Origin of the sequence: Algoriphagus aurantiacus (assembly GCF_035156405.1) — a bacterium.
GTDB lineage: Bacteria > Bacteroidota > Bacteroidia > Cytophagales > Cyclobacteriaceae > Algoriphagus > Algoriphagus aurantiacus.
In genome coordinates, this window is the sequence record NZ_JAXRUT010000035.1 from 14,023 (window position 1) to 39,835 (window position 25,813).

The window sequence follows — 25,813 nt, forward strand, 5'->3', positions numbered from 1 at the left end:
GGAACCTCAGCTTTCATTTTTGCGTACCTTGCGAGATTATTCCACGAATATTAGTTTATGAAGACTTACCTGCGAATACTTTCCTATGCCAAGCCTTATGGAAAATTCGTGCCTACTTATATCATTTACGCCTTTCTGTCTATCGTATTTGGACTGCTGAATTTCACATTACTGAAGCCACTTTTCGATGTAATCTTCGAGCAAGTAGATCCTGAGTCGCTCACGCAATATGCAGACAAACCTGAATTCAGTTTTTCGATTGAGTACTTCACCCATCTTTTCAATTACAATTTCCTTCAGGTCGCAGAAGAATATGGCAAAATGGGGACTTTATTTTATGTCTGTATTATCATCGTAGTTTCCGTCTTCCTGTCAAATCTTTTCACCTATCTATCAGGAGTAGTCTTAGCCAAGGTGCGTGCAATCGTCATCAAGCGCATGCGTATGGATATTTTTGAGCATGTCAGCAGTTTACACATCGGATATTTTTCCAATGAGAGAAAAGGAGACCTGATGTCCAAGATGACTAATGACGTGCAGGAAGTGGAAAACACGATTGTGCAGTCCCTTCGTGTGGTTTTCCGGGAGCCAGCAACGATCATCCTTTATTTTTCAGTACTGTTTTTCATGTCAGTGAAATTGACACTTTTCACCATTTTGATTATTCCTATCTCTGGAGCCATCATCGGTGGTATCACCAGAAGACTGAAGAAAAAAGCAGTTCAAAGCCAGCAATCTCTCGGTCGGATCGTAAATATACTAGATGAAACCCTTGGCGGAATGCGCGTGATCAAAGCCTTCAATGCGGAAGGTTTTATGAAAAAGAAATTTGATGGAGAGACTGACTTTTATGCAGATGTGAATGTAAACATGGCCCGAAAGAATGAACTGGCCTCTCCTATTTCTCAGTTTTTGGGTGTATTCGTAGTCGCTGGAATTCTAGTTTATGGTGGCAGCATGGTATTGAGCGGCAGCTCAGATTTGGGAGCTTCGGATTTTATCACCTATATTATTATTTTCACCCAGGTCTTAAATCCTGCTAAGGAAATATCCCGGGCAGTAAGTAGCATTCAAAGAGGTATTGCATCAGCAGAGCGGGTCTTCACTGTTGTAGATACACCTTCACAAATTACTTCTCCAGCTTCTCCAGCTGTTTTGAATAAGTTTGAGCATTCTGTTGAAGTCAATGATGTAAGTTTCGCTTACGAAGATCAACTGGTCTTGAAAAACATCAATTTTACACTTGAGCGAGGAAAAACCATTGCACTGGTAGGGCCTTCGGGAGGAGGAAAATCCACTTTAGCTGATCTTGTGCCACGTTTCTATGATCCTAGTGAAGGTCAAATTTTGCTGGATGGGAGAAACTTAAAAGATTTCAACTTAAAAGATTTACGTAGTCTGATGGGAATAGTGACGCAAGAATCCATCCTATTTAATGACACGGTATTCAATAACATCGCATTTGGAATAGAAGAAGCGACCGAAGAGCAAGTATTGGAAGCTGCGAAAATTGCCAACGCACATGAGTTTATCGTGAAAATGGAGGATGGCTATCAAACCAGCATTGGGGAGCGAGGTTCTAAACTCTCAGGCGGACAAAGGCAGCGTCTTAGCATTGCCAGGGCCGTTTTGAAAAACCCTCCAATTTTAATCCTTGATGAGGCTACATCGGCGCTGGATTCAGAATCAGAGCATTTGGTACAAGAAGCACTTACCAAACTAATGAGTAATAGAACCACACTTGTCATTGCACATAGGCTCAGCACCATTCAGCATGCCGATGAGATTTTGGTCATCGAGCGGGGAGAAATTGTCCAAAGAGGGACTCATACTGATTTGAGTCAAATTGAAGGCTTGTATCAGAAACTTTCTACTATACAGTCGGTTTAGTATATTCGTTAAAACTAATTTTAAAACCCATGAAAAAACTTCACCAAATCCTTCAAATAGCCCTTTTGGTCTATTTTGGTGCTTTTCTTATTTTCTTCATTGCTTTCGATACCCTTGGCGGACTCTTTGGAATGGAAGAAATCACATCAGATTCCATGGTAACAATTACTATGATTGGCTTAATTCTATTTCTTGCCGCTTGGGGAAGTAGCTATGCGGCATACAGCAGTCTTTCTTCCCAGATCAAAAAAATGGAAAACGAAACTCATGCACTTAAGGCCAAGATCTATGATTTCGAGCACCCTGTAGTACATACAAAGCCATCTGCGAGACCAAATATTCCTACGACCGATCCGGATCAAAGTAATATTCCTCCAAGACAAAATTTTACTGATAAGTAAGTTATTAAATTTATCAAACTAGTATATTGAGGAGACTAATAAGGTCTCCTTTTTTAATGTTATGGTAGCAAAAACTTTTGGAAGTGCAGTATCGGGCGTAGATGCGAATATTATCACCATCGAGGTAAACGTAGGGCAAGGAACCAATTTTTTCATGGTAGGCCTACCCGATTCTGCCGTAAAGGAATCTCAACAGCGGGTGGAAAGTGCCCTGAAATACTTTGGCTACAGAATGCCACGACAAAAAGTAGTAATCAATCTCGCTCCGGCAGACGTCCGTAAAGAAGGTTCTGCTTATGATCTACCTATTGCAATGGGGATCTTGCAAGCTTCTGAGCAAGTCGAATTCCCCGCTTTAGCAGATTACGTGATTATGGGAGAGCTTTCGCTGGATGGAAATCTGCGACCCATCAAAGGCGTACTTCCTATCGCCATAGAAGCCAGAAAAAAGGGCTTTAAGGGTTTTATCCTTCCTGTAGAAAATGCCAAAGAAGCTTCGATAGTGAATAGTTTGGACATCATCGGTGTGGAAACAATGCAGCAAGCCACTGATTTTTTGATGGGTGAATTGCAAATAGAGCCACTAGTAACTGATACCCGTGAGATTTTCTACCATTCCTTGGATGATATTGAATTTGATTTTGCAGATGTGCAAGGTCAGGAAAATATCAAGCGGGCGATGGAAATCGCTGCAGCAGGCGGACACAATGTGATCATGATTGGCCCACCGGGTGCTGGAAAGACCATGCTTGCCAAGCGCCTGCCTTCTATTCTTCCTCCCCTGACTTTGGTGGAGGCTCTGGAAACAACCAAGATACATTCCGTTGCCGGTAAGCTTGGCAAAAACGGATCATTACTAGCAAATCGTCCATTTCGATCTCCACATCACACGATCAGCGATGTCGCTTTAGTCGGCGGTGGTGGAAATCCTCAGCCAGGAGAGATTTCTCTAGCCCATAATGGCGTACTTTTTCTAGATGAGCTACCTGAGTTCAAACGCACTGTATTAGAAGTCATGCGACAGCCGCTGGAAGAGCGAAGGGTTACGATATCCAGAGCTAAGGTTTCGGTGGATTTCCCCGCCAACTTTATGCTCATCGCCAGCATGAATCCATGTCCATGCGGCTATTACAATCACCCAGACAAAGAATGCGTTTGCGGGCCTGGAATAGTACAACGGTATTTGAATAAAGTCTCAGGGCCGCTTTTGGATCGTATAGATCTCCATGTGGAAGTAACGCCAGTGAAGTTTGACGAAATGACCTCCACTCGCAAAACCGAATCCAGTAAGGAGATCCGCGAACGTGTAATCCGAGGTCGTGAGCGCCAGAAAGAACGATTTAAGGGAAACCCTGAGGTCTTCTGCAACGCCATGATGCCCTCACATCTCACTAAGCAAATTTGTCAGATCAATGAAGCTGGAAAAATGCTGTTGAAAACTGCCATGGAGCGATTGGGTTTGTCTGCCAGAGCATATGACAGAATATTGAAAGTGGCGCGCACCATTGCCGACATCTCCGGCAGTGAAGAGATCAAAGTCGAGCATCTTGCCGAAGCTATTCAGTATAGAAGTTTGGACCGTGAAGGCTGGGCTGGGTGAAAGAAGGAAATTTGAAATTTAAAATTATACATTTGAAATCATCTATCAATGACCTCCGAAATCCTCCTCCGCTACCTTCATTTTATCTGCATATTTGCGATCGTGGGATCGCTGGTTTCTGAACATCTTTTGCTGAAGAAGGAGCTTTCTCGAAAAGAAATCAAGAGAATTGCCACTATAGACGGGGTTTATGGAATGGCGGCTCTCATACTTTTGGCAGTTGGACTTACGCTCTGGCTGGGAGGATATGGAAAGCCGCCTGAGTTTTATACCCAAAATTTTATCTTCCATATCAAAATCACACTTTTTGCGATGATAGGAATTCTTTCCATTTACCCGACGGTATTCTTTGCAAAAACAGAAAAGGAAATCCCGATGAAGTCGTGCCTATTCCAAAAACAATCTTTATGCTGCTGAGGTTTGAACTTCTATTGTTATTTACTATTCCGCTTTTGGCAGGGTTGATGGCAAAAGGAATCGGAAGTTTTTAAAAAATATTCCTAAATTCCTCTTACGAACAACTAGTCTTTATCATGAAATCGAGCATGTCGTCAGCGACACAGTGGGATGAATATCCATAATGAGAGATTCCGTGTGACCTTTAAAAAAAAAAATTATAAAAAGATGAAATGAATCACAAAAAGAGATTTGATATTCTTCATGCTCGGCATATTTGCTTTCTTTTTATTTGAAACAATATATGATTGGGATGGTAGTGTAAAAGCAATTAAAGCAGGATATAAAGAGGGCTATAACAGCTTCAACGAACAGTGACAGGCAAGATCACATTGAAATCAAAAACGATCTTAGCCTTTTAGTAAAATCATTCTATTATCTGACACCAATCTTTTCCTCATATTTAAACTAACATAATCGCTCATGAAATACTTCACTTTTCTTTTACTATTTATCTCATTTGGTGTCTTTGCCCAAGATATAATTCCCGCAAATAATGGCGACATCACAATCAGTCCTATCACCCATGGTACTTTGGTCTTGGAGCATGGGGATCAGATTATCTACGTTGACCCTTATGGAGGTGCTGACGCTTTCAAAGGTCAGAAAAAACCGACTTTGGTATTGATTACGGATATCCATGGGGATCATCTCAATCAAGAAACATTGGATGGGTTAGATCTTTCAGGTGCAACTATTGTCGCCCCACAAGCAGTTGCGGACAAACTGACTTCAGGTACGGGAATGAAAGTAGAAGTTATAGGCAATGGTGAATCTAAAACCATTAATAAAATTACTATTAAAGCGATCCCAATGTACAACCTCCCAGAAACTGAGGATAGCCGTCACCCAAAAGGACGGGGAAATGGATACATTGTAACTTTAGGCGGAAAGCAAATCTATATCTCAGGTGACACTGAGGACATTCCTGAAATGAGAACACTGAAAAATATCGATGTAGCCTTTGTCTGCATGAATATGCCCTACACCATGGATGTGGAGCAAGCAGCAAGTGCAGTTGTAGCTTTTCAACCGGCGGTAGTCTATCCTTTTCACTATCGTGGAACCGATGGCTTAGGCGATGTGGAAAAATTCAAAACCTTAGTAAATGAATCCGCACCAAGTGTAGATGTACGTCTAAGAAATTGGTACGATTAAGCTAAATCCCATGTAAAAAAGGGGGATTAGATTCATTTTTATTCCCCCTTTTTTCATTTCAGCGCCTCTTCCATATCCTCCAGTAAATCATACAAATGCTCCAATCCCACTGATACACGGATTAAATTCTGAGGAGTCAAGGTATCTGGACCTTCACTTGCAGCTCTACGCTCGATCAAACTTTCCACCCCTCCAAGGCTTGTTGCATTGGTAAAGTATTTAAGTTTGGAAATCACCCGATCAGCATCATCTGCGTCACCTTTGACCTGAAAAGAGACGATTCCTCCGAATCCTGTCATTTGATTAGCGGCAATCAAATGTCCTGGGTGAGTTTTCAACCCAGGATAATAAACCTTTTCGACAGCCTCATGAGTTGAAAGAAAATTAGCTAGGACGATCGCATGCTCAGCATGACCTTTCATTCGATAAGGCAAAGTTTTGATACTTCTGCACAGATAATAACAATCCATTGGCGAAGGCACCGCGCCTCCACTGATCTGCACATTTTTCACTTTCTCCCAAAACTCGTCTGTTTCTTTGGTAATCAATGCACCTCCTAAAATATCCGAATGCCCTCCAAAATATTTGGTACTGGAATGCATCACGATATCTACTCCAAAAACAATTGGATTCTGAAAAACGGGAGTAGCAAATGTATTGTCACAAGCAACCATTGTCCCCTTTTCTTTAGCCATTTTTGCGACCGCACTGATATCAGTAATCTTCAATAAGGGATTTGAAGGCGTCTCCATCCAAACCAATTTTGTGTTTGATTTGAAGGCACTTTCTACCTCTCCCAAATCGGTCATGTCTACGAAAGTAGCTTCCAATATTCCTTTGAAAATGGAAAGGATCGCATTTTTTAACCCATGATACATATCATCAGGTGCGATAATATGGGATCCAGGCTCCAATGCTTGGAAAACCGCCACTCCTGCTGCATTGCCCGAGGAGAAAGCCGCTGCATCAGAGCCTTTTTCCAATCCTGTCAACAATTGCTCCAGTGCATGTCGGTTCGGGTTATTTGCCCTCGCATAGATCATCGACTCTGGCTGATGAATAAAGGTAGTACTCAGAGTGATTGGCTGCACGACTGGCCTTTCAGAATCCGTGACGATATTTCCTCCATGTATGGCGAGTGTTTCGAGTTTCATATGATTATAATTTGTCTTTTAAAGGCCATAACCTGTCCCGAAAATCGGGGTGGAATCTCGCATGGTTGATGACCATCCTTCTGTGTGTCGGTTGAGTAATGCTCGATTTCATATGCTGATTGTTAATACTTGCAAAAGGCTGAACTTGAAATTACCATTATTTCGGTTGACCCCGAAAAGAATTTGTAAAATGCCCTGAAGTCTGAAAAAAACTTTGAGTTACATTCCAACCTTTTACCTGCCAAGTAACTCTTTAAAGTACAAATCAATTCTATGAGTCCTCAAAAGCTAGACACAAACCTAATATCAAATGTCCTCAAAGGCGACAGGTCTGCGCAGTTTCAGCTTTTTGAATTGACCAAAGGCATGCTTTATTCGGCTTGCTTTAGAATAGTCAATGATGAGGATGAGGCAAACGACGTGCTACAGGATTCTTACGTTGAGATTTTCCAGAAAATCCATTCATTAAAACATCCAGAAGCTTTATTGGCTTGGATGAAAACGATCACGATTCGAAAGGCAATTTCGCAGACTAGGAAGAAAATCCATTTTGAACCGATCGAAGATGCGGAAAAGGAAACCAACGACACGTTTGATTCCTGGTTTGATGCAGAAATGCTTGATCAAGCCATCGAAAGCTTGCCTACCGGGGCGAGAGCAGTATTTCTACTTTTATCAGTAGAAGGCTATTCTCATCGGGAGGCTTCTACTATGCTGGGAATATCAGAAAACACATCGAAATCTCAATTGAACTATGCCAAAACGCTCCTGAGAAAGCGAATTACTAAACTACTGCAAGCATGAAATATAGCCCAAAACCAGATTTATGGAGTAAGATTCAGCAGCGGAAGGATTTTGATTCGCAGGTAAAAGAGCACGCCGAAAATCTTCCTGAGAGAACGCCGAAAATGGATCTTTGGAATGCAATAGAAAGTAAACTTGACCGAAAAACACCTGTAATCCCACTATGGAAATATGGAATGGTAGCAGCTTCTATTGGATTGATACTGGTGCTTTCTGGAATCGCTTATTTACAGTTTGGAGAAAAAGAAACGGAAACTCAATTGGTTACTGACATAAACGTACAAATTCCAGAAGCCCATTTACTTGATCAACAAACGACAATTCAACCAGAATCCTCAGAGGAGAAATTCAAACAAATTGAGCCAGATAATCCTAAACCGAACATAACTCAAAAGAAGTTAAGCGACAGAGAAACAACTAATCCTATCGTGTTTCCTAAGTTGGACTTACCTGATTTGGATACAAAAAATAAATTTGTCTCAGAATTGATAATTGCTCCTTCTCTAGAAGCAGAGGAACCCGAGACATTGCACAAAGTCCGGATTTCTTGGGGAATACAGGAAAAAAGTAAAATCAGAACAACCTTCGGCGCAAGTGATCCAGAGCAAATCACTTTTCAACAAACCGGCAGAGCAGATCCTTCAAAGAATTCGATAAAAATCAAATTTCAAAAGCAATAATTCACTGAAACTTCTATAAAAAAGAATATTATGAAACGACTATTATTAGTTCCTTTCCTGGCATTGCTATGTGCTTCTCAAACCATGGCCCAACAGGTAGAAAACGAAATTTCAAATTCAAATCAAGAATGGCTGGATAAGGATTGGCCAATAACAGACACCTTGGTATTTGATTTCCCAAATGAAAGTGCCTTAGTGCTATATTTCAATGACACGGAATTCACAGCAGATGAATTGACTGAAGAGTTTGAACCTTTGCTTCGCAAAGCAACAGACTTTCCAGAGTTTACCACTCTCGCTTATAGAATTGGGGAGAACTTTACCCCCACAAGTCTAAAAACTGTAAAACATCAGATTGAAAAAAAGTATGTCCCATATGTAGATAGTCTGGAAATGACTTTTCCCGTGGGTTTGGACCATACAGGAGGGGATTTCACACCGGTAGTCGGGTTCCGGGCACTTGTCAATTGGCGTAATTTCTCACTTGGAGGATCCATCACCAACACGGTTTATTTTCCTGAGCGGGTGGAAAACAACGTTAAGGTGAACAGTAATTGGTTTGCAAATGCAGAATTTGCCTGGGAATTTGGAAACCTGCAAGGCCCGCGCAGAAATACATTTGGTGTAGGCTATTTGATCAATGAAGACAAAAGCCAACTATTCAGTGGTACCACGATGCAAGCGTATTATAATAGAAAATTGAGCAAAAACATCTCCATCCAGGTTGGGGTGATCAGCACCGAGAACTTCAAAACCTTCTATCCTACTGTGGGTATTAGGTTCTGGTAATATGATCAAATCATTTAACAAACGAAAAAAGCCAGCGATTTGCTGGCTTTTTTCGTTTGAGTATTTAATGAGATTGCTTCGCTCCCTTGTCGCTCGCAAAGACGTGAACTTCTGTCACCCAACTTAGGGCTTACCTAATTCTATCCACTGATTTAAGCAAAGCCACATCTTTTCTTATAAATCGATTGGCAAGCATATTACAAACCATCGCTGCCAAAATCGCCCAAAATCCAATTTGATAGTTGCCATTATCCGCAGCAGCCATTTCTTTATTCACATCATTTGTAGTCAAAAAAACAATTACAACAAGTCCTACCATCAACAGGGAATTGACCATATTAATCATCATTTGTCTACCGAGGTTTCTATATTGGAAGATCGAAATAATAGCCATAAGACCTACAAATGAAGCCAATGCAGCGATATACCAGTTAGATGTGGATTGAAGTATTTCACCTGTGGAACTACTCTGCTCTAAAAACAATGCGTTGAGTTTCCAAGTTATACCGGAATCGGCTACTTCTTGAGTCCATAGGTCTAAGCCTAAAGTCAATCCCATGGCCACAGCCACTAGGAAAAGGAAAATTGATTGTAAGCGCTGGATCATTTCTTTCTGATTTTTTGGCAAAGAAAAGGTCTTATGACTTCATTAACAAGGAAAGCAGGTTTCTCACCGTGATTTGATTGGGAATAGTATCTTTGCAACCGTATGAGTGAGCGCAAAAGATATTTCCTGAACATTAGTTACAAAGGCACGTGCTATCATGGCTGGCAAATTCAGGAAAATGCATTTACTGTCCAAGAAGCTCTGGAAGCTGGGCTTTCCACTTACTTCAGAAAGCCAATCTCAGTGATGGGGAGTGGACGTACGGATACAGGAGTGCATGCAAGCATGCAGATTTGTCATTTTGAACCTTTGCAGGAAATCGAAAGAGAAAAGTTCATTCGGGCTATCAATGGTATATTGCCAAAGGACATTTCGATTAATTCTATCCGGGAGGTGAAAGCGGATGCACATGCTCGCTTTAGCGCCAAAAGCAGATCCTACGTTTATCGGATGATTTTGCAAAAAAGCCCTTTTCTGGAAGATTATGTGTGGAGACATTACTTCAATCCAGATATTGATAGAATGAATGAAGCTGCCAAAATACTTTTGAAACACCAGGATTTTGAGTGCTTTAGTAAGGTGCATACAGCAGTTAAACATTTCCGATGTGAAATAAAATCGGCTCATTGGGAACAAAAAGAGGGAGAATTGCAATTTCATATAACTGCAAACCGATTTTTGCGTGGAATGGTAAGAGCAATTGTGGGAACACTTGTAGATATTGGCCTTGGGAAAATGGAACCTGCGGAAATGCATCAAATCATAGAATCACGCAATCGGGAAAAGGCGGGAAAATCAGCTCCTGCAAGAGGGCTATTTTTAAGCCATATTGAATATTCAGAAGACATTTATTTAGACTAGTTTACCTTGAGCCTAGAACAAGAAAAAACCCCCTCCGGCGAAATCGTCGATTCGAAAGTACTCAAGCAGCTATACGGTTATGTAAAGCCATACAAGCCTCAATTCTATTTTCTGATTTTTCTTACCATAGCTCTTGCCGTTTTGGCACCAACTCGCCCTTATTTTATTCAGATAGCAATAGATGATTATGTGGCTGTAGGTGATGCAGCAGGACTTTTAAAAATCATTTATCTCCTTATAGGATTAATGTTTTTGCAGGCCTTGGTCCAATGGGCTCATACCTTTTACTCAGGCTGGATAGGTCAGGTAATTATCCGGGATATAAGAGTGAATCTCTATAAGCACCTACTCAAGCTTCGCTTAAAATTCTTTGACAATACGCCAATTGGGAGATTGGTCACCAGAAACATTTCTGATATAGAAACGCTCGCTGATGTATTCTCTGAAGGCTTAGCGGCGATTATTGGAGATTTACTTCAGCTGGTTACTATTCTAGGCGTTATGTTTTACATCGATTGGAAACTTACTTTGGTGAGTTTGTGCACTTTGCCGCTCATGATTATTTCCACCTATGTATTTAAGGAAAAGATCAAAGTAACCTTCAATGATGTAAGAAACGCTGTTTCCAATTTGAATTCCTTTCTCCAAGAACATATCACTGGAATGAACATCGTGCAGATTTTCAATCGGGAGGAACGGGAATTTGAAAAGTTTAAAGAAATAAACAAGGAGCACAGAAGAGCACACATACGCTCTGTTCTATATTATTCCATTTATTTTCCAGTAGCAGAAATTATCCAAGCTATAGGAATTGGGCTAGTGGTTTGGTATGGTGCTGTGGGAGTATTGGGGATGGACATTGAAATCGGAGTTTTAATCTCCTTTATCATGTATTTGCAGCTTTTCTTCCGGCCAATACGAATGATTGCTGACCGATTCAACACACTGCAAATGGGCGTAGTTAGCTCCTCTCGTATTTTTAAACTGCTTAAAAGCGATGAGCATATTGCAAATGAAGGTGATTTCAAGCCTACTAAAGTCAAAGGTAATATAGTATTGGAAAATGTCTGGTTTTCCTATGTAGACGAAGACTATGTACTGAAAGACATCAGCTTTGAAGTAGAATCAGGACAAACTGTCGCATTGGTAGGCGCAACAGGGGCAGGTAAATCCTCAATAATTAATTTGATCTCTAGATTCTATGAAATCAACAAAGGCAATATATCCATAGATGGACACGATATCCGGGAATTTGAACTTGATACTTTGCGCAAGCACATAGGAGTAGTTCTTCAGGATGTTTTCCTTTTTTCTAATACAATTTTCTACAATATCACGTTGGGTAATCCAGACATCACCCGCAAACAAGTGATGTATGCTGTAGAACTGGCTGGCGCAAAAAGGTTTATAGAAAGACTCCCGGGAGGACTTGATTACAATGTGATGGAGCGTGGAGCTACACTTTCGGTTGGGCAACGCCAACTTATTTCCTTTGTGCGAGCAATGGTTTACAATCCCGAAATTATCATTCTGGATGAAGCTACTTCATCGGTAGATACAGAAACAGAAGAATTGATCCAAGAATCTATTGAGACTATGATGACTGGAAGAACTTCCATCGTAATTGCCCATAGACTTTCCACTATTCAAAAAGCGCATAAAATCATTGTCCTTAATAAAGGGGAAATTGTAGAGACGGGCACTCATGATTCTTTACTAGAATTAGGCGGTTACTACACCCAATTGCATCAGATGCAACTCAAGACAATGGCGATCTAGCCTGATTTTTGATTTCTAATACAAAACCTATATATCAAGTAAAATCGAGCATGACGCAGACGTCACACGGAGGAATGATTACAAGACCTGCGAGATTCAATGTGACCTTTAAAAACCAACTATAAACACATGAAACACACCTTAATTACCTTATTGGTATTATTACCATTTGTCAGTTTAGCCCAAGAAAGAGGAATCGGAATCCGTCTTGGTGAACCTCTTTCTATTACTTACAAAGATTTTATCTCCGAATACATCTCTATCGAAGGAATGATAGGAAGCGCAGGTATAAACGGGGCAAGCTATTATCAAAAAGACTTTGAAAGCAACCTGCCAGAGTCCAATGCATTTTATATTTCTCACGGTGCGAAAAAAGGCGTCTCCTTCAATGTACGCTCTGCCTATCATGAGGATATTACTGATGTATTTGGGATCACAGAAGGATACCTACTTGCCTATGGTGGTGCAGGTATTCAACTGAGAACTACCAAAGTCACTTATTCTTACGGGGACGGACAAACTTCTTCTCTAATAAAAAATGACAGCCGCACTAATGTTGATTTTGGACCAGAAGCATTTATTGGAGCTGAATATTATTTTGATGATGTACCCATCTCTGTTTTTGGAGAAGTGGGCTTTTTCCTAGAACTAATTGACCGCATAGGTCACATCAAAGGACAGGGCGGTATAGGTGTTCGATACATTTTCTAAGGATGAAATCGAGCATGTCGAAAGCGACACACAGAGGGGTGATTATTCACCGTGCAAGATTCTCCCGAATCAAGTTCGGGACAGGCTATATGACCTTTGAAAAACAATTATAAACACATGAAAAAGGTATTGATATTAGCCATCGCAGCTCTATCAGTTCTCGCAATTGTAGGATATTGGGGGTTTCAAAAATTAGGTGGAAATGCACCAATCGATATTCAGCTAGTGGAAAATAAGCCTGAAAATCTTGCCGGCATAACCTACAGAGGGATTCCGGGAAATGAAGAATTAGGGAAGGTTTTCGAAAGGATGGAAACTCAGAAAGGACGACATCCCGGAAGCTACCTTCATACCATTTATGAAGTGGAGCCCGCTGGCAAACTTGACACCATGATTGTTTTTGTGGGCATCAATCAAACCCTACCCATTACTGATTTAGAGTTTCGATCCTTTGAAAATGGAAATTATTTACTCGCTAAAATCAAAAGCAATAAATGGGTGATGCCCAGTCCAGATACCGTGATTGAAAAACTGTTAGAATTTGCCAAAGAAAATCAGTTGGAACTAAGCGGTGTTTATATTGATAAAATCATTTCGGAAGAGGAAGTTCAAGTGATTGCTCCAATCAAATAACAAGTTGTTAAGGATTTTTAACCAACTATTTCTTGGCACAATTCGTGAAAGAATCTTATTAACCTTAACAAACTACTCCTATGAAAAATATCAACGTTTTAATTTTGGCTCTTTTCGGGCTGGTAGTATTCCAAGCATGCGAAGGTCCTGAAGGCCCACAGGGACCTCCTGGTTTTGATGGTGAGCCTGGTATAAATATCGTAGGTACAACTTATGAAGTGGAAATTGACTTTACTGCTGAAAATAATTACGCTGATTTTTTTGATTTCACAGAACCATTAGTCGATGGAGACGCAGTACTTGTCTACATGCTTGAGGAGAATCCTGCGGCTGAAGGCGCTTTTGGATGGAGACTGTTACCGCAGACTTTCTACTTTGAAGATGGTATTTTGGTGTATAATTTTGACTATACATTAGATGACTTTAGCATCTTCATGGACAATTCGCCGATAGACTTCTCCAGTCTAGACACTTATTGGACTACAGATGTTCTTTTCAGAGTAGTCGTAGTTCCATCTGATTTAATCAGCGCTCGAGTAGATTACACAGATTATGAAGGAACGATGGAACTTCTAAACATTTCGGAAGATGACTTCGTAAGAATAGAATCTAAGAAATAAAAGAGTACACTATACCAACTATTTAACACAAGCTGGATCGATGTCTGACATAGGTCCAGTTTTTTTATGTGCTTATTTTACCTGCCAAAAATAATTTGGCGCTTATCTTTGCCCCATGTATTTGAAAAACGACCTCTTACTTCGAGCCGCCAAAGGCGAACCTACCGAACGAACACCAGTTTGGCTGATGCGCCAAGCGGGTAGAATTTTACCAGAATACAGAAAAGTACGAGAAAGTGTAAGTGGATTCATTGAGCTTGCTCAGACTCCACAACTTGCTGCGGAAGTGACTATTCAACCCGTCGATTTATTAGGTGTGGATGCTGCGATTATTTTTTCAGACATTTTGGTGATTCCTGAAGCTATGGGACTGCCCTATGAAATGGTAGAAAAAAGAGGCCCCTTATTTCCAAATACTGTAAAGTCAGAAGCTGATCTGAAGAAGCTGCATATTTCAGATGGCTCGGAGCTACAATACGTAACAGATGCTATTTCCATCACAAAAACAGCGCTGAATGGACGGGTTCCTTTAATTGGTTTTGCGGGTGCGCCATGGACTATTTTCTCCTACATGGTGGAAGGACATGGCAGTAAAACGTTCTCAGCAGCCAGAGAAATGCTGTACACTCAACCAGCATTTTCTCGCAAACTGCTACAAATGATCACTGATAGCACTATCAACTACCTAAAAGCACAGATCGAAGCAGGTGCGCAATTGGTTCAACTTTTCGATAGTTGGGCTGGGATATTGGGTCCAAAGCAATACGCTGAATTTTCCTTGCCATATATCTCTCAGATCTGTGATGCTATTACTACAGTTCCGAAAACCGTATTTGCCAAAGGAGCATTTTTCGCCAGAGAAGAAATGGGCAAATTGAATTGCGAAACAATTGGTTTGGACTGGAATATGGGAATCGCAGAATCAAGGAAGTTAATCGGTTCTACTAAAACATTACAGGGGAATCTAGATCCTGCGGCACTATATGGTACGGCCGATCAGGTGCGTGAAGCGACCGTTGAAATGATGGAACAATTTCGTGGAACCCGCCACATTGCCAACCTTGGCCATGGGGTATATCCGGATATTGACCCCGAAATGGTCAAGGTATTCATACAGACTGTAAAAGATTTTAAGTGATTAATAAGGAGCTTCAAGGCTCCTTATTTTATTTTATATTGACTTAATTTTATCTCCAACTTTTATAATCCCACTTGACAACGCCACCATATTTTGTCCAAAAAGTATTTTGTTACCCACTTTTCTATAAGTAGCCAAAGTTTTCAGCGGCTCAGCAGCTTTTATACCTGTTTCTTGATCCACAGTAGTCATGATACAGCGAGCACATGGTTTAATAACTTGGAAGTATAGGTCACCAATTTGCATTTTTTTCCAAGAATCCTCCGCAAAAGACTCTCCACCCGAAAAGACAATGTTTGGCCGAAAGCGATTCATAGGTACAGGAGTTTCTAATCTGGAGTTTAGATCTTCTAGTGATTCCTGGCCAATAAGTAGGTAAGGCATTCCGTCGGCGAAACTCACCGATTCTCCATTCACAGCATATCTTGGATCTACTTTTCGCTCTGTGGTATCAGGCATTTTCACCAAGCGAACATTCCTACCTAGCGTCTTGCTAAACCAATGATCAATTTTCGGATTGACCAGCCGAGCTGGCATCTCATCATCCCATACTGTCACAGAAGAGATTGCGTCTCCTTCCTCTGCAATTGGGATATGTATAAAATCGCTTGGATTCGAGATGTGGTATACTCTAAGAGAATCGACTCCAATTTCAACATGGAGCATTGCCATAAGCGGAAAGGAACGCTGAGACAGAAATTGACCAGTTTCATCAATCAGCATCCATCGCCGGTCGAGTTCAAATCCCTTTTCTTCCACTTTGGCTACCATAAGGCGCACTCCGGCGAGAGATTTAATTGGATAAATATATAAGTCTTGAATAACTAGAGGTTCTGGCATGTTCTAAAAATAAGTCTCTATGCTAGAAAACGCCTTCTTCAGATGAAAAAAATTTTAACGACAGAAACAAATCCTTTAAAATAAGTCCACATCGAAGCTACTATTTCAAATTCTCTATTGACTGTGAGTATTGCTACTCCCAGCACAATCACTAGGCACCATCGGCATCGTTCGTTCATATTTCCCCTAAAAAATGGTTTCATTATAACTAGTAGATGCATATCCGGGTTAATTGGTTGCAACTTCAAGGCACTATTTCTAAAAAACTGTCAGTTTGTAGTTTTCACTTCAACACATAAATGACAATTCAGTAGTTTTTCCCTCTGGCATATGTCATTTCTCCTGCCAATGTGACACAAAACTCCGTGATTTTCCAGATGGCACATCCATTGAAGAAAGGGAGTAGTATCAATTTGAAAAAAACTTAAAAACATATAATCATGGGAAAAATCATAGGCATTGACTTAGGAACAACCAACTCCTGCGTAGCAGTGATGGAGGGTAACGAACCCGTAGTCATTCAAAACAGTGAGGGAAGAAGAACCACACCTTCTATTGTGGCTTTTCTTGACAACGGAAACGGTGAGCGTAAAGTAGGTGACCCTGCAAAACGTCAAGCAATTACTAACCCTGCCAACACTATTTCCTCAGTTAAAAGATTTATGGGCAAAAGATTCTCTGAAGTTTCTGAAGAGAAAAAACATGCCTCATATAAAGTAGAAAAAGGATCCAACGACACTATTGTAGTGAAGATTGGTGACAGATCTTATACGCCACAAGAGCTTTCTGCAATGATCCTTCAGAAAATGAAGACTACAGCAGAGGATTTCTTGGGACAGGCCGTTACAGAAGCAGTAATTACTGTACCTGCATACTTTAATGATTCTGAGCGTCAAGCTACTAAAGAAGCTGGACAGATCGCCGGTCTTGAAGTGAAGCGAATCATCAACGAGCCTACGGCTGCGGCTTTGGCATACGGTATGGACAAAAAGCACAAGGACATGAAGATCGCTGTGTATGACCTTGGAGGTGGTACATTCGATATTTCAGTATTGGAACTTGGCGATGGTGTTTTCGAAGTGAAATCTACAAATGGTGATGTACACTTAGGAGGAGATGATTTTGATCAGGTTATCATGAACTGGTTAGCTGAAGAGTTCAAGTCTGAGGAGCAAATTGATCTTAGACAAGATCCAATGGCCTTACAGAGATTGAAAGAAGCTTCTGAAAAAGCTAAAATTGAGCTTTCTAGTTCTGCATCTACAGAGATCAACTTGCCTTACATTACTGCAACTCAAACCGGTCCTAAACACTTGGTGAGAACATTGAGTAGAGCGAAGTTCGAGCAACTTTCTGAAGATCTGGTAAGAAGGTCCATGGAGCCATGTAAAAAAGCTTTGGCAGATGCTGGCTTGAGCCCTTCCGATATAGATGAAGTGATCTTAGTAGGTGGTTCGACTAGAATCCCTAAAATTCAGGAAGAAGTTGAGAAGTTCTTCGGTAAAAAACCTTCTAAAGGTGTAAACCCAGATGAGGTGGTAGCAATTGGCGCTGCAATCCAAGGTGGCGTATTGACTGGTGAAGTGAAAGATGTTCTACTTTTGGATGTGACTCCACTTTCTCTAGGTATCGAAACAATGGGTGGTGTATTAACCAAATTGATAGAGGCTAACACAACTATACCAACAAAGAAATCTGAAACATTCTCAACTGCTGCAGATAATCAGCCAGCTGTGGATATACACGTTCTTCAGGGTGAAAGACCAATGGCTAAGGATAACAGAAGCATCGGTAGATTCCAGCTTTCTGACATTCCACCAGCACAAAGAGGAGTACCTCAAATCGAAGTAACTTTCGACATTGATGCTAACGGTATCCTAAATGTATCTGCAAAAGATAAAGGAACTGGCAAAGAGCAAAAGATCAAGATTGAAGCTTCTTCAGGACTTTCTCAGGAAGAAATAGACAGAATGAAGTCTGAAGCTGAAGCAAATGCGGCTACTGATAAAGCTGAAAAAGAAAAAATTGACAAGTTAAATCAGGCTGATAGCTTAGTATTCCAAACTGAGAAGCAGTTGAAAGAATACGGAGATAAGCTTTCTGAAGGAAATAAAACTGCAATTTCTGGAGCACTAGAAACTCTTAAAGCAGCTCATCAATCTCAAAACCTTGAGGGAATCGACTCTGCAATGGAAGGATTGAACAAAGCTTGGGAAGCTGCATCTACAGAAATGTACAATGCTGCAGGCGCTGAGGGTGCTGGAGCAGCTGGAGCTGAACCAACTGCTGGAACAGGTTCTGCTGATACTGGTGATGGAGTATCTGATGTCGATTACGAAGAAGTAAGCGAAGAAGAAAAAAAATAGTAGCTCCTTAAGCTAAATCAAGTTAAAATGGCATCTGTGTAAAATCAGGTGCCTTTTTAGTTACAGAACCAAGATCTTTAGATTACGATTCTTGGCCCTCAACTATTACTAAAGAATACTATAGCTATGCAATTGACATCTGACAATAAACTAAAGAAACTCATTGTAGTAGGTGACCGGGTTTTAATTCGGTTGAAAAAGCCGAATGAGAAAACAGGTTCAGGTTTATACTTACCTCCAGGGGTTCAGGAAAAAGAAAAAGTACAGCAGGGCTACATCATCAAAGCTGGCCCAGGGTATCCTATCCCAGTAGCTACAGATGATCATGAGCCTTGGATGGATAGTGAAGAAAAAATTAAATATGTTCCCCTACAAGCAAAGGAAGGCGACTTAGCTATATTCCTACTTTCGGGAGCTCATGAAGTAATTTATGAAGGGGATAAGTATTTTATCGTCTCTCAGGGTGCTATATTAATGCTCGAAAGAGAGCAAGACCTTTAAATACAAAAAGCTCGGAACTTACCGAGCCTTTTGTATTTATATTTTCCATCACTACTTAATGCCACCAATATTTTTTAGGCCGCATAGTTTTTGGGATTTTATAGCTTGCTTTTGATCCAGCAGCAGCCAATTCAGTGTCCTCCCAGACTTTGATATTCTTAGCTTTTAATCCTTTTGGATTGTTTACATTTTCACGGAAACTTACCGTTTTATAAATTCTTCTTTCTGCATCATTCCAGACCTTTGCATTTTTAGCCGCAGGCCCTTTTAATGTAAGTGGCGTTTGCTGATAGACTACTGCAATTGACTTACTTGTCTTTTGACTAAGCTTAGCATTTTTTGCTTTTGGCCCAGTTACATTTTGTGAAAATGCAAAAGTGGAAATCATCATAAATATGACAAGGAATATTGACCTTTTCATTAATTGTATATTTGGGTTGCTCATATAGGAATATACTGAAATGATAAGGATAGGTTACAGATATTCAATATTTTTTATATCTTTTTTTATAAAAAAGAAAATTTAATTTTATAAATACGGAAATTACATATTAAAACAGGTTTATTTAACAAGCGCTATTGGCTCAAACAGGCTAAGTATTTTGAAAACACAATTCAAATGAAGCCCGATTTCAAAAGAAAACCATAGAAAATAAAAAAACCGGGATGAAATTCATCCCGGCTTAATTTTAACAATAGACCCTGTATATTTTTTAGAATGCAAACACTGCTGCCAGCATAAATGAGGCTAAACTTTTGCTTGGATTCATATCTTTATTCATAAAGAAATCTTCTCCCATCGAATCTAATCTTAACTCAGGGATTAGAGTTAGGTTTTTGTGAACTTTTGCATTTCCTGAAAGAGTTACTGCGAACACGTTTCCATCACCATTTCCATCCACTCCAACTACACCCTCAAGTCCACCATTGAATACACTGAAGTATTCTCCACGAAGACCCAAAGCAAATTTCTCTGAAGTAGTCGCTTGCAAATAACCGGCAAAACCGTAAAAACCAGATCCATCTCCGTCCGTGTCCTGAACATCAGACCCACTGAAAATTTCACCTGAAGAGGTAGTATTATAAGTAGTATTCACCCCTAAATAAACTGCATCTGAAACATTAAAACCTGTCGTCAAATCAACCTGAAACGTATTCCCCATAGAAGTTTCACCTGGAATTAATCCTCCGTTATCTACATCCAGCCTTCCGTCTTGATCGCCATATACAAAATTCAAGTACGTACTTCCTGCATCAGTAGAATATCCCAATTGAGCTCCCATTGTATAAGTACCAGCTAAATTGAATTCAGTCATATCTGTAGGATTCATCACTGCTGCCATCAATGACCAATTATCAGAAAGTGCAAAATCAGCTTTCAAACCAGTATGAGAAAATGGACCATATGAGAACATGTAAGATGTAGAATAGTTGAAATTACCCGTTGGAGAAATTACTTCGTAACCCAAGAATGTATTGAAATTACCCATCGTTAAAGTCACTACATCAGATACATTCCAATACACATACAATTGATTGACTATTTGCGAACTACCTGCCATACCGCCTCCATATAATGGAGAACCAAATACGGCATCTTCACCTCTTGGACCAAATACCAAATCAGCTACAGCACCTATTTTTTCTCCTTCATAGGTAGCAATAATATTAGCCATGCCTAACGAAAAGCCAGGAAGATTACCAAAGGATGAAGCTGGAGCTTGAAAATTATCCCCTTTATTAGGTGCATTTAAATTGGTACGAAAATATGCATCTACCGAACCTGAGAATGTAAACTTGGACTGCTCCTCTTCTTCAATTACGGCCACCTCTTGGGCAAATGTATTTGTCGCACCAAGAAATAATAATGCTAGTATAAATTGTTGAATTTTTTTCATGTTTTTAATAGGTATAGGTTTATAAATAATAATTAGTGTTTTAATGCTGCCAAAGAATTAGGATTTTCTATTCTTTGGCAGCTAATGGATTGTCTATTCGTCATATACAATGGTATAGCCTCGGATTCCATGTTCGTGCGAATCCAATCCGCTACGCTCATGCTCCTCAGAGACGCGAATACCCATCGTCTTTTTAAGGACAAAGAAGATTAAGAAAGCAGCAGAGAAAGCAACAGCCCCACAGATTGCTACACCAGTTAGCTGAGTGAAAAATGAATGATCAGGATTGGTAGAAAAAATACCCACTGCCAGAGTACCCCAAATCCCACAAGTCAAGTGGACGGAAACTGCACCGACCACGTCATCAAGTTTAAATTTATCCAGTAATACAGCGGAATACACTACTAGTATTCCAGCCACAAAACCCACAAAGACAGCCGATAGAGGATTGATCACATCAGCACCAGCAGTGATACCAACCAAGCCTGCAAGCACTCCATTAAGGACCATTCCAAGATCAAGACGCTTAAAAACCAAGTTTCCGGCGAGAAATCCACCGATTCCTCCTGCACAAGCTGCAAGGCAAGTAGTTACCAATACAAAGGAGACTAATGCTGGATCTGCAGATAGCACCGAACCACCATTGAATCCGAACCAGCCCAACCAAAGTAAGAACACACCAATCACTGCTAGCGGAACACTCGCTCCAGGCTTGTCAACAGTCTTTCCGTTTACATATTTACCGATTCTTGGGCCAACTAAAATCACACCTGCTAGCGCTCCCCATCCACCTACTGAGTGAACCAAAGTACTACCAGCAAAGTCATAGAATCCCATTGCATCCAATGCTCCTCCACCCCATTTCCAACTACCTATTAGTGGGTAGACTATACCTACATATAGTAAGGTGAACACCAGATAAGCCCATAATTTCACTCGCTCTGCTATGGCTCCAGAGACAATTGTAGCAGCTGTTGCAGCAAACATAGCTTGGAACAGGAAATCTGTCCAATACGTATAACCTCCGTCCGCGTAGCCAGTAGTCACATCTGCATCTCCTGGGGAAAACCAAAACATACTCCATCCAGCTGAATCAAAACCAAACCATCCTGGGGTTTCAAATCCTGGATACATCAAGTAAAATCCCACAAAGGCATATGATAAAATACCGATAATGGGGGTAATCGTATTTTTGAATAAGATGTTTACAGTGTTTTTGGCTTGGCCAAATCCTGCTTCAACTCCAGCAAATCCCAAGTGCATAATAAACACCAAGGCAGTGGAGAGCATCATCCAAACATTGTTTGTCGTGAGGAGATTTTGTGCAATCTCGGCTGACAAATCCATTGTTGTGGCCACATCTTGGGCCAACAGTGTTGCGAAATACTTCATAGGTTAGATATAGTTAAAGAACAATTCTCAGAATTTACGATAGGTTTGATGAATGAATCAGAAATCGAATGTAATTATATTATTGCTAAAAAAACAAATCAATTTTTACGTTTTATACATTTAAAAGCAATTTTTACTATCAATTCACATCCATTTTTTACATTATTTGCAAAATTCTATAGATTTTAAGTCATTTTGAAAACTGTTTGTATTAAAAAATAATATTTGGTTAATATCTATAAAATTCTTCGAAATCGACTACACGACAGACTAATCAGAAGATTTATAGAAATAAAGCTCCCTTTTTGAAACAATATTTTAAAATAATAGAAAAAACAGGTTTTTTACGAAATAGATAGATTTTACGAAAAATATAAATTTTAAAAAAAATGATATTTTTTTTTACCCAACATTCAAAAAAGAAACAATATTTCTGACAATGCAGATAATTTTATGACCTATAGGCATAAAAAAAACCGGTATGGACCGGTTTTTACTCAAATTATAAATTACTAGACCCTACTTCACCAATCTTGCATATTCTTTGGCAAAATAGGTGAGTATTACTTTCGCCCCCGCACGTTTGATACTCAACAATATTTCAAGCATCGCTCTATCATTTTCTATCCATCCTCTTTCCGCCGAAGCCTTCACCATACTATATTCACCCGACACATTATAAGCTGCTATCGGCAAGGGGAAGTTATGTTTTAATAGGCTGATAATATCTAAATATGACAGTGCTGGCTTCACCATTAGAAAGTCCGCCCCTTCATCAGTATCTAAGTCTCCTTCGATCAAAGCTTCTTGGGAATTGGCAGGATTCATCTGATACGTCTTTTTATCTCCAAACTTGGGTGCAGAATCTAACGCATCTCGGAAAGGCCCATAGAACGCACTGGCGTATTTAGCAGTATATGACATTATGGAGGTCTCCGTATATCCATTTTCATCCAATAATTCACGTATATAACCTACTCGTCCATCCATCATATCGGATGGACCGAGGATATCGACTCCAGCATCTGCCTGTGCTAATGACATTCTGGCCAAAATCTCTAAGGTCTCATCATTCAAGATTTTTCCATCCTTCACCAAACCATCATGGCCGTCACTACTATATGGATCCATCGCCACATCAGACATCAGACAAACTTCTGGGAATTCCTTTTTGATCTCACGAAGCGCCTTCAAGTAAAAAGTTTCAGGATTATAGCTTTCTGAAGCTATAGTATCCTTCAAACTATCTGGATAAGCAGGAAAGACATCAAAAGCCTGTATCCCAAGCTTTAAACAGCTTTCGATCTCGCTAAGCATGGTATCTATGGAATATCGGTGAATTCCAGGCATGGAATCAATCGCAACCTTCCTATTGGTACCATCCACCAGGAACATTGGGAAAATGAGGTCTTTGACGGAAAGACTAGTCTCCTCCACCAGATTTCTGACAGCTTCAGATTTGCGATTTCTTCTGGGTCTTCTTAGCATTATTTAATTGAAAATTTGATGAATCTGTACAACGTCTAATTCTGTGTAATCCTTTATATATAGATCACAACTTGGCAACTGTTCTTTTGAATGACTAGAAAGCACGCCGACTACTTTCATACCTGCATTCAAACCTGCACTAGCCCCTGAGAAAGAATCCTCAAATACCAGACAATTTTCAGGTTTCACCCCAAGTTTCATCGCGCTCTTCAGATAAACCTCAGGATCAGGCTTATGCTTTGACACATCTTCTGAGGCAAGCTGGGACTGCATCTGATTCCCAATCCCAAGCGTACTGATAATCAAATCAAGATTTGCCCTTGGGGCTGAAGTTGCAACGGCCGTAAGCAAATCTTCTAATTTTAGCTTTTCAAAAAACTCCATAAATCCAGAAATCGGGTCAACTTCCGATTTGTAAATCTCTCTGAAAAGCCCTTCTTTCTCTTCTTCAAGCAAAGCCAGCTCTTCTCCCTCTATCTTCCTACCTAGGAAGTGACTTAGAATATAACCGTTATTTTTCCCGTACATATGTTCTACATACTCTGCTTCACTAGGGTTAAGGTTTCGCTTCGAAAAAAATTGTTGGAAGGCAATGGAATGAAATGGATTGGTATGACATATTACTCCATCCATATCAAATATGACAGCTTTTAACATGTGTTGGTTCAGTTTTTTATAGTCGTAAAATTAAACATAAGACACTAAAAAACCCTCCCAAGTTCCACAATATGAGGGAGGGGAGGGTTAATTCAAACAACGGACAAATACTGCCCTCTATTTTTCAAAAGTAGCTATTGTCTTCTCTATAATATCACTACACTCGTGAACCTGCTCTTCTGTCATTACCAGTGGTGGAGCAAAGCGGATGATATTTCCATGTGTAGGCTTCGCCAAAAGACCATTGTCTTTAAGAGCAATACAAATATCCCATGCGGTGCTACTTTCTTCTGAGTCATTGATGACTATTGCATTGAGAAGACCTTTGCCTCTTACTAACTTCACGAGATCTGATTTTTCTACAAGTTTCTGCATCCTCATTCTAAAAACATTACCCAACTTCTCTGCATTTTCAGCCAGTTTTTCATCTTTCACTACCTCTAGCGCTGTCATTGCTACTCGTGCACCAAGTGGATTACCACCGAAGGTCGATCCATGCTGCCCAGGTTTGATCACATTCATCACCGCATCATCTGCCAAAACAAGGGAAACAGGATAAAATCCACCTGAAACGGCTTTACCCAAAATCAAGATATCCGGTCTTACGTTTTCATGATCTACTGCAAGCAATTTCCCAGTGCGAGCTATTCCCGTTTGAATCTCATCAGCGATAAAAAGTACATTCTTCGCTTCGCATGCAGCTTTTGCTTCTTTTAGATAATTTTCACCAGGCACATACACTCCTGCCTCGCCTTGAATAGGCTCAACCAGGAATGCCACCACATCCGGGTTTGCTAGAACGGTCTTTAATGTATAAATATCATCAAAAGGGATCTTGACAAATCCAGCTGTGTAAGGACCGAAGTTTTTCCGTGCATTCTCATCATTAGAAAACGAAATGATCGTAGTAGTTCTGCCATGAAAGTTATTTTCAGCTACAACAATCTTAGCTCGATTTTCATCTACCCCTTTTTTCTCGTATCCCCATTTTCTAGCGATTTTAATAGCAGTCTCCACTCCTTCGGCTCCCGTATTCATCGGAAGCACTTTATCAAAACCAAAATAGTCAGTGACATATTTCTCGAAAGGGCCAAGCACATCATTATGAAAAGCTCGGGAAGTCAAAGTCAAAGTGCTCGCCTGCTCTATTAAAGCATCTTTGATACGAGGATGACAATGTCCTTGGTTTACCGCAGAATAGGCTGATAAGAAATCATAGTAACGCTTGCCTTCTACATCCCATAGAAAAACACCTTCGCCCTTAGCCAGTACGACAGGTAATGGATGATAGTTATGTGCACCGTATTTATCTTCCAACTCTATTGCTTGCTCACTTGAAGTGATAGTCTGCATGTTTTTCGTAATTTTGTGTACTATACAATAAGGACTC

General features: G+C 40.2%; 25 protein-coding genes. 16 read left to right on the top strand and 9 right to left on the bottom strand.

Going from position 1 to position 25,813, the window contains the following annotated elements; genetic code table 11:
• Window positions 1-57: 57 nt before the first annotated feature.
• The 5 genes from SYJ56_RS23280 to SYJ56_RS23300 all read left to right on the top strand — a co-directional run bounded on the left by SYJ56_RS23280 (window position 58) and on the right by SYJ56_RS23300 (window position 5,505).
• Window positions 58-1,890, top strand: coding sequence for an ABC transporter ATP-binding protein (locus SYJ56_RS23280; RefSeq protein ID WP_323838453.1), 1,833 nt, complete (start codon window positions 58-60; stop codon window positions 1,888-1,890).
• A 29-nt stretch (window positions 1,891-1,919) separates the two neighbouring features.
• On the top strand, window positions 1,920-2,291 hold the full coding sequence (locus tag SYJ56_RS23285; protein WP_323838455.1) for a hypothetical protein: 372 nt from the start codon (window positions 1,920-1,922) through the stop codon (window positions 2,289-2,291).
• A 61-nt stretch (window positions 2,292-2,352) separates the two neighbouring features.
• Window positions 2,353-3,891 carry a YifB family Mg chelatase-like AAA ATPase gene (locus SYJ56_RS23290; RefSeq protein ID WP_323838457.1) on the top strand — a complete coding sequence of 513 codons (1,539 nt, stop codon included), beginning with the start codon at window positions 2,353-2,355 and terminating at the stop codon, window positions 3,889-3,891.
• Window positions 3,892-3,939: 48 nt separating this feature from the next.
• Entirely contained in the window at window positions 3,940-4,308 is a 369-nt protein-coding gene (locus SYJ56_RS23295) for a DUF2214 family protein (protein WP_323838458.1), read from the top strand.
• A 462-nt stretch (window positions 4,309-4,770) separates the two neighbouring features.
• A complete protein-coding gene (locus SYJ56_RS23300; protein WP_323838460.1) occupies window positions 4,771-5,505 on the top strand; it encodes an MBL fold metallo-hydrolase in 735 nt (244 codons plus the stop codon).
• A 53-nt stretch (window positions 5,506-5,558) separates the two neighbouring features.
• Here the strand turns inward: SYJ56_RS23300 and SYJ56_RS23305 are convergent, their stop codons facing one another.
• Window positions 5,559-6,659 carry a trans-sulfuration enzyme family protein gene (locus SYJ56_RS23305; RefSeq protein ID WP_323838462.1) on the bottom strand — a complete coding sequence of 367 codons (1,101 nt, stop codon included), beginning with the start codon at window positions 6,657-6,659 and terminating at the stop codon, window positions 5,559-5,561.
• Window positions 6,660-6,932: 273 nt separating this feature from the next.
• On the opposite strand from SYJ56_RS23305, the gene SYJ56_RS23310 reads away from it, so the two are divergent.
• From SYJ56_RS23310 to SYJ56_RS23320, 3 genes are read left to right on the top strand one after another with little or no spacing between them, the layout of a single operon-like run.
• Window positions 6,933-7,463 carry an RNA polymerase sigma factor gene (locus SYJ56_RS23310; RefSeq protein WP_323838463.1) on the top strand — a complete coding sequence of 177 codons (531 nt, stop codon included), beginning with the start codon at window positions 6,933-6,935 and terminating at the stop codon, window positions 7,461-7,463.
• A complete protein-coding gene (locus SYJ56_RS23315) occupies window positions 7,460-8,143 on the top strand; it encodes a hypothetical protein (protein WP_323838465.1) in 684 nt (227 codons plus the stop codon). Before SYJ56_RS23310 ends, SYJ56_RS23315 begins: the two co-directional genes overlap by 4 nt.
• A 30-nt stretch (window positions 8,144-8,173) precedes the next feature.
• A complete protein-coding gene (locus SYJ56_RS23320; RefSeq protein WP_323838467.1) occupies window positions 8,174-8,932 on the top strand; it encodes a hypothetical protein in 759 nt (252 codons plus the stop codon).
• Between the two features lie 130 nt (window positions 8,933-9,062).
• Here SYJ56_RS23320 and SYJ56_RS23325 read toward each other — a convergent pair whose 3' ends face one another.
• Entirely contained in the window at window positions 9,063-9,539 is a 477-nt protein-coding gene (locus SYJ56_RS23325; RefSeq protein ID WP_323838468.1) for a DUF4293 domain-containing protein, read from the bottom strand.
• Between the two features lie 102 nt (window positions 9,540-9,641).
• On the opposite strand from SYJ56_RS23325, the gene truA reads away from it, so the two are divergent.
• The 6 genes from truA (at window position 9,642) to hemE (ending at window position 15,281) form a co-directional block, all read left to right on the top strand.
• Window positions 9,642-10,400 (top strand): tRNA pseudouridine(38-40) synthase TruA, encoded by a 759-nt coding sequence (gene truA / locus SYJ56_RS23330; RefSeq protein ID WP_323838469.1) that lies wholly within the window; start codon window positions 9,642-9,644, stop codon window positions 10,398-10,400.
• A gap of 6 nt (window positions 10,401-10,406) precedes the next feature.
• Window positions 10,407-12,179: an ABC transporter ATP-binding protein gene (locus SYJ56_RS23335; RefSeq protein WP_323838471.1), complete on the top strand. Its 1,773-nt coding sequence runs from the start codon at window positions 10,407-10,409 to the stop codon at window positions 12,177-12,179.
• 129 nt (window positions 12,180-12,308) lie between these two features.
• Window positions 12,309-12,890 (top strand): hypothetical protein, encoded by a 582-nt coding sequence (locus SYJ56_RS23340; RefSeq protein WP_323838473.1) that lies wholly within the window; start codon window positions 12,309-12,311, stop codon window positions 12,888-12,890.
• 117 nt (window positions 12,891-13,007) lie between these two features.
• Window positions 13,008-13,523 (top strand): hypothetical protein, encoded by a 516-nt coding sequence (locus SYJ56_RS23345; RefSeq protein WP_323838475.1) that lies wholly within the window; start codon window positions 13,008-13,010, stop codon window positions 13,521-13,523.
• 80 nt (window positions 13,524-13,603) lie between these two features.
• The gene (locus tag SYJ56_RS23350) at window positions 13,604-14,143 is read left to right on the top strand and encodes a hypothetical protein (protein ID WP_323838477.1); all 540 of its coding nucleotides are present in this window, start codon (window positions 13,604-13,606) and stop codon (window positions 14,141-14,143) included.
• A gap of 115 nt (window positions 14,144-14,258) precedes the next feature.
• Window positions 14,259-15,281 (top strand): uroporphyrinogen decarboxylase, encoded by a 1,023-nt coding sequence (hemE, locus tag SYJ56_RS23355; protein WP_323838479.1) that lies wholly within the window; start codon window positions 14,259-14,261, stop codon window positions 15,279-15,281.
• Window positions 15,282-15,314: 33 nt separating this feature from the next.
• Here the strand turns inward: hemE and SYJ56_RS23360 are convergent, their stop codons facing one another.
• Complete coding sequence (locus tag SYJ56_RS23360; RefSeq protein WP_323838481.1) at window positions 15,315-16,121, bottom strand: MOSC domain-containing protein; 807 nt, start codon at window positions 16,119-16,121, stop codon at window positions 15,315-15,317.
• A gap of 440 nt (window positions 16,122-16,561) precedes the next feature.
• On the opposite strand from SYJ56_RS23360, the gene dnaK reads away from it, so the two are divergent.
• Both dnaK and SYJ56_RS23370 read left to right on the top strand, forming a co-directional pair.
• Window positions 16,562-18,487: a molecular chaperone DnaK gene (gene dnaK / locus SYJ56_RS23365; RefSeq protein ID WP_323838483.1), complete on the top strand. Its 1,926-nt coding sequence runs from the start codon at window positions 16,562-16,564 to the stop codon at window positions 18,485-18,487.
• A gap of 126 nt (window positions 18,488-18,613) precedes the next feature.
• Complete coding sequence (locus tag SYJ56_RS23370; protein WP_323838485.1) at window positions 18,614-18,988, top strand: co-chaperone GroES; 375 nt, start codon at window positions 18,614-18,616, stop codon at window positions 18,986-18,988.
• Window positions 18,989-19,043: 55 nt separating this feature from the next.
• Here SYJ56_RS23370 and SYJ56_RS23375 read toward each other — a convergent pair whose 3' ends face one another.
• The 6 genes from SYJ56_RS23375 to rocD form a co-directional block, all read right to left on the bottom strand.
• A complete protein-coding gene (locus tag SYJ56_RS23375) occupies window positions 19,044-19,409 on the bottom strand; it encodes a hypothetical protein (protein WP_323838487.1) in 366 nt (121 codons plus the stop codon).
• A 292-nt stretch (window positions 19,410-19,701) separates the two neighbouring features.
• Window positions 19,702-20,886, bottom strand: coding sequence for a porin (locus tag SYJ56_RS23380; protein ID WP_323838489.1), 1,185 nt, complete (start codon window positions 20,884-20,886; stop codon window positions 19,702-19,704).
• A gap of 93 nt (window positions 20,887-20,979) precedes the next feature.
• A complete protein-coding gene (locus SYJ56_RS23385) occupies window positions 20,980-22,278 on the bottom strand; it encodes an ammonium transporter (RefSeq protein WP_323838491.1) in 1,299 nt (432 codons plus the stop codon).
• A gap of 519 nt (window positions 22,279-22,797) precedes the next feature.
• Window positions 22,798-23,766 carry a porphobilinogen synthase gene (hemB, locus tag SYJ56_RS23390; protein WP_323838493.1) on the bottom strand — a complete coding sequence of 323 codons (969 nt, stop codon included), beginning with the start codon at window positions 23,764-23,766 and terminating at the stop codon, window positions 22,798-22,800.
• Window positions 23,767-23,769: 3 nt separating this feature from the next.
• Window positions 23,770-24,423, bottom strand: coding sequence for an HAD family hydrolase (locus tag SYJ56_RS23395; RefSeq protein WP_323838495.1), 654 nt, complete (start codon window positions 24,421-24,423; stop codon window positions 23,770-23,772).
• A 117-nt stretch (window positions 24,424-24,540) separates the two neighbouring features.
• Window positions 24,541-25,776: an ornithine--oxo-acid transaminase gene (rocD, locus tag SYJ56_RS23400; RefSeq protein WP_323838497.1), complete on the bottom strand. Its 1,236-nt coding sequence runs from the start codon at window positions 25,774-25,776 to the stop codon at window positions 24,541-24,543.
• Between the last annotated feature and the right edge of the window lie 37 nt (window positions 25,777-25,813).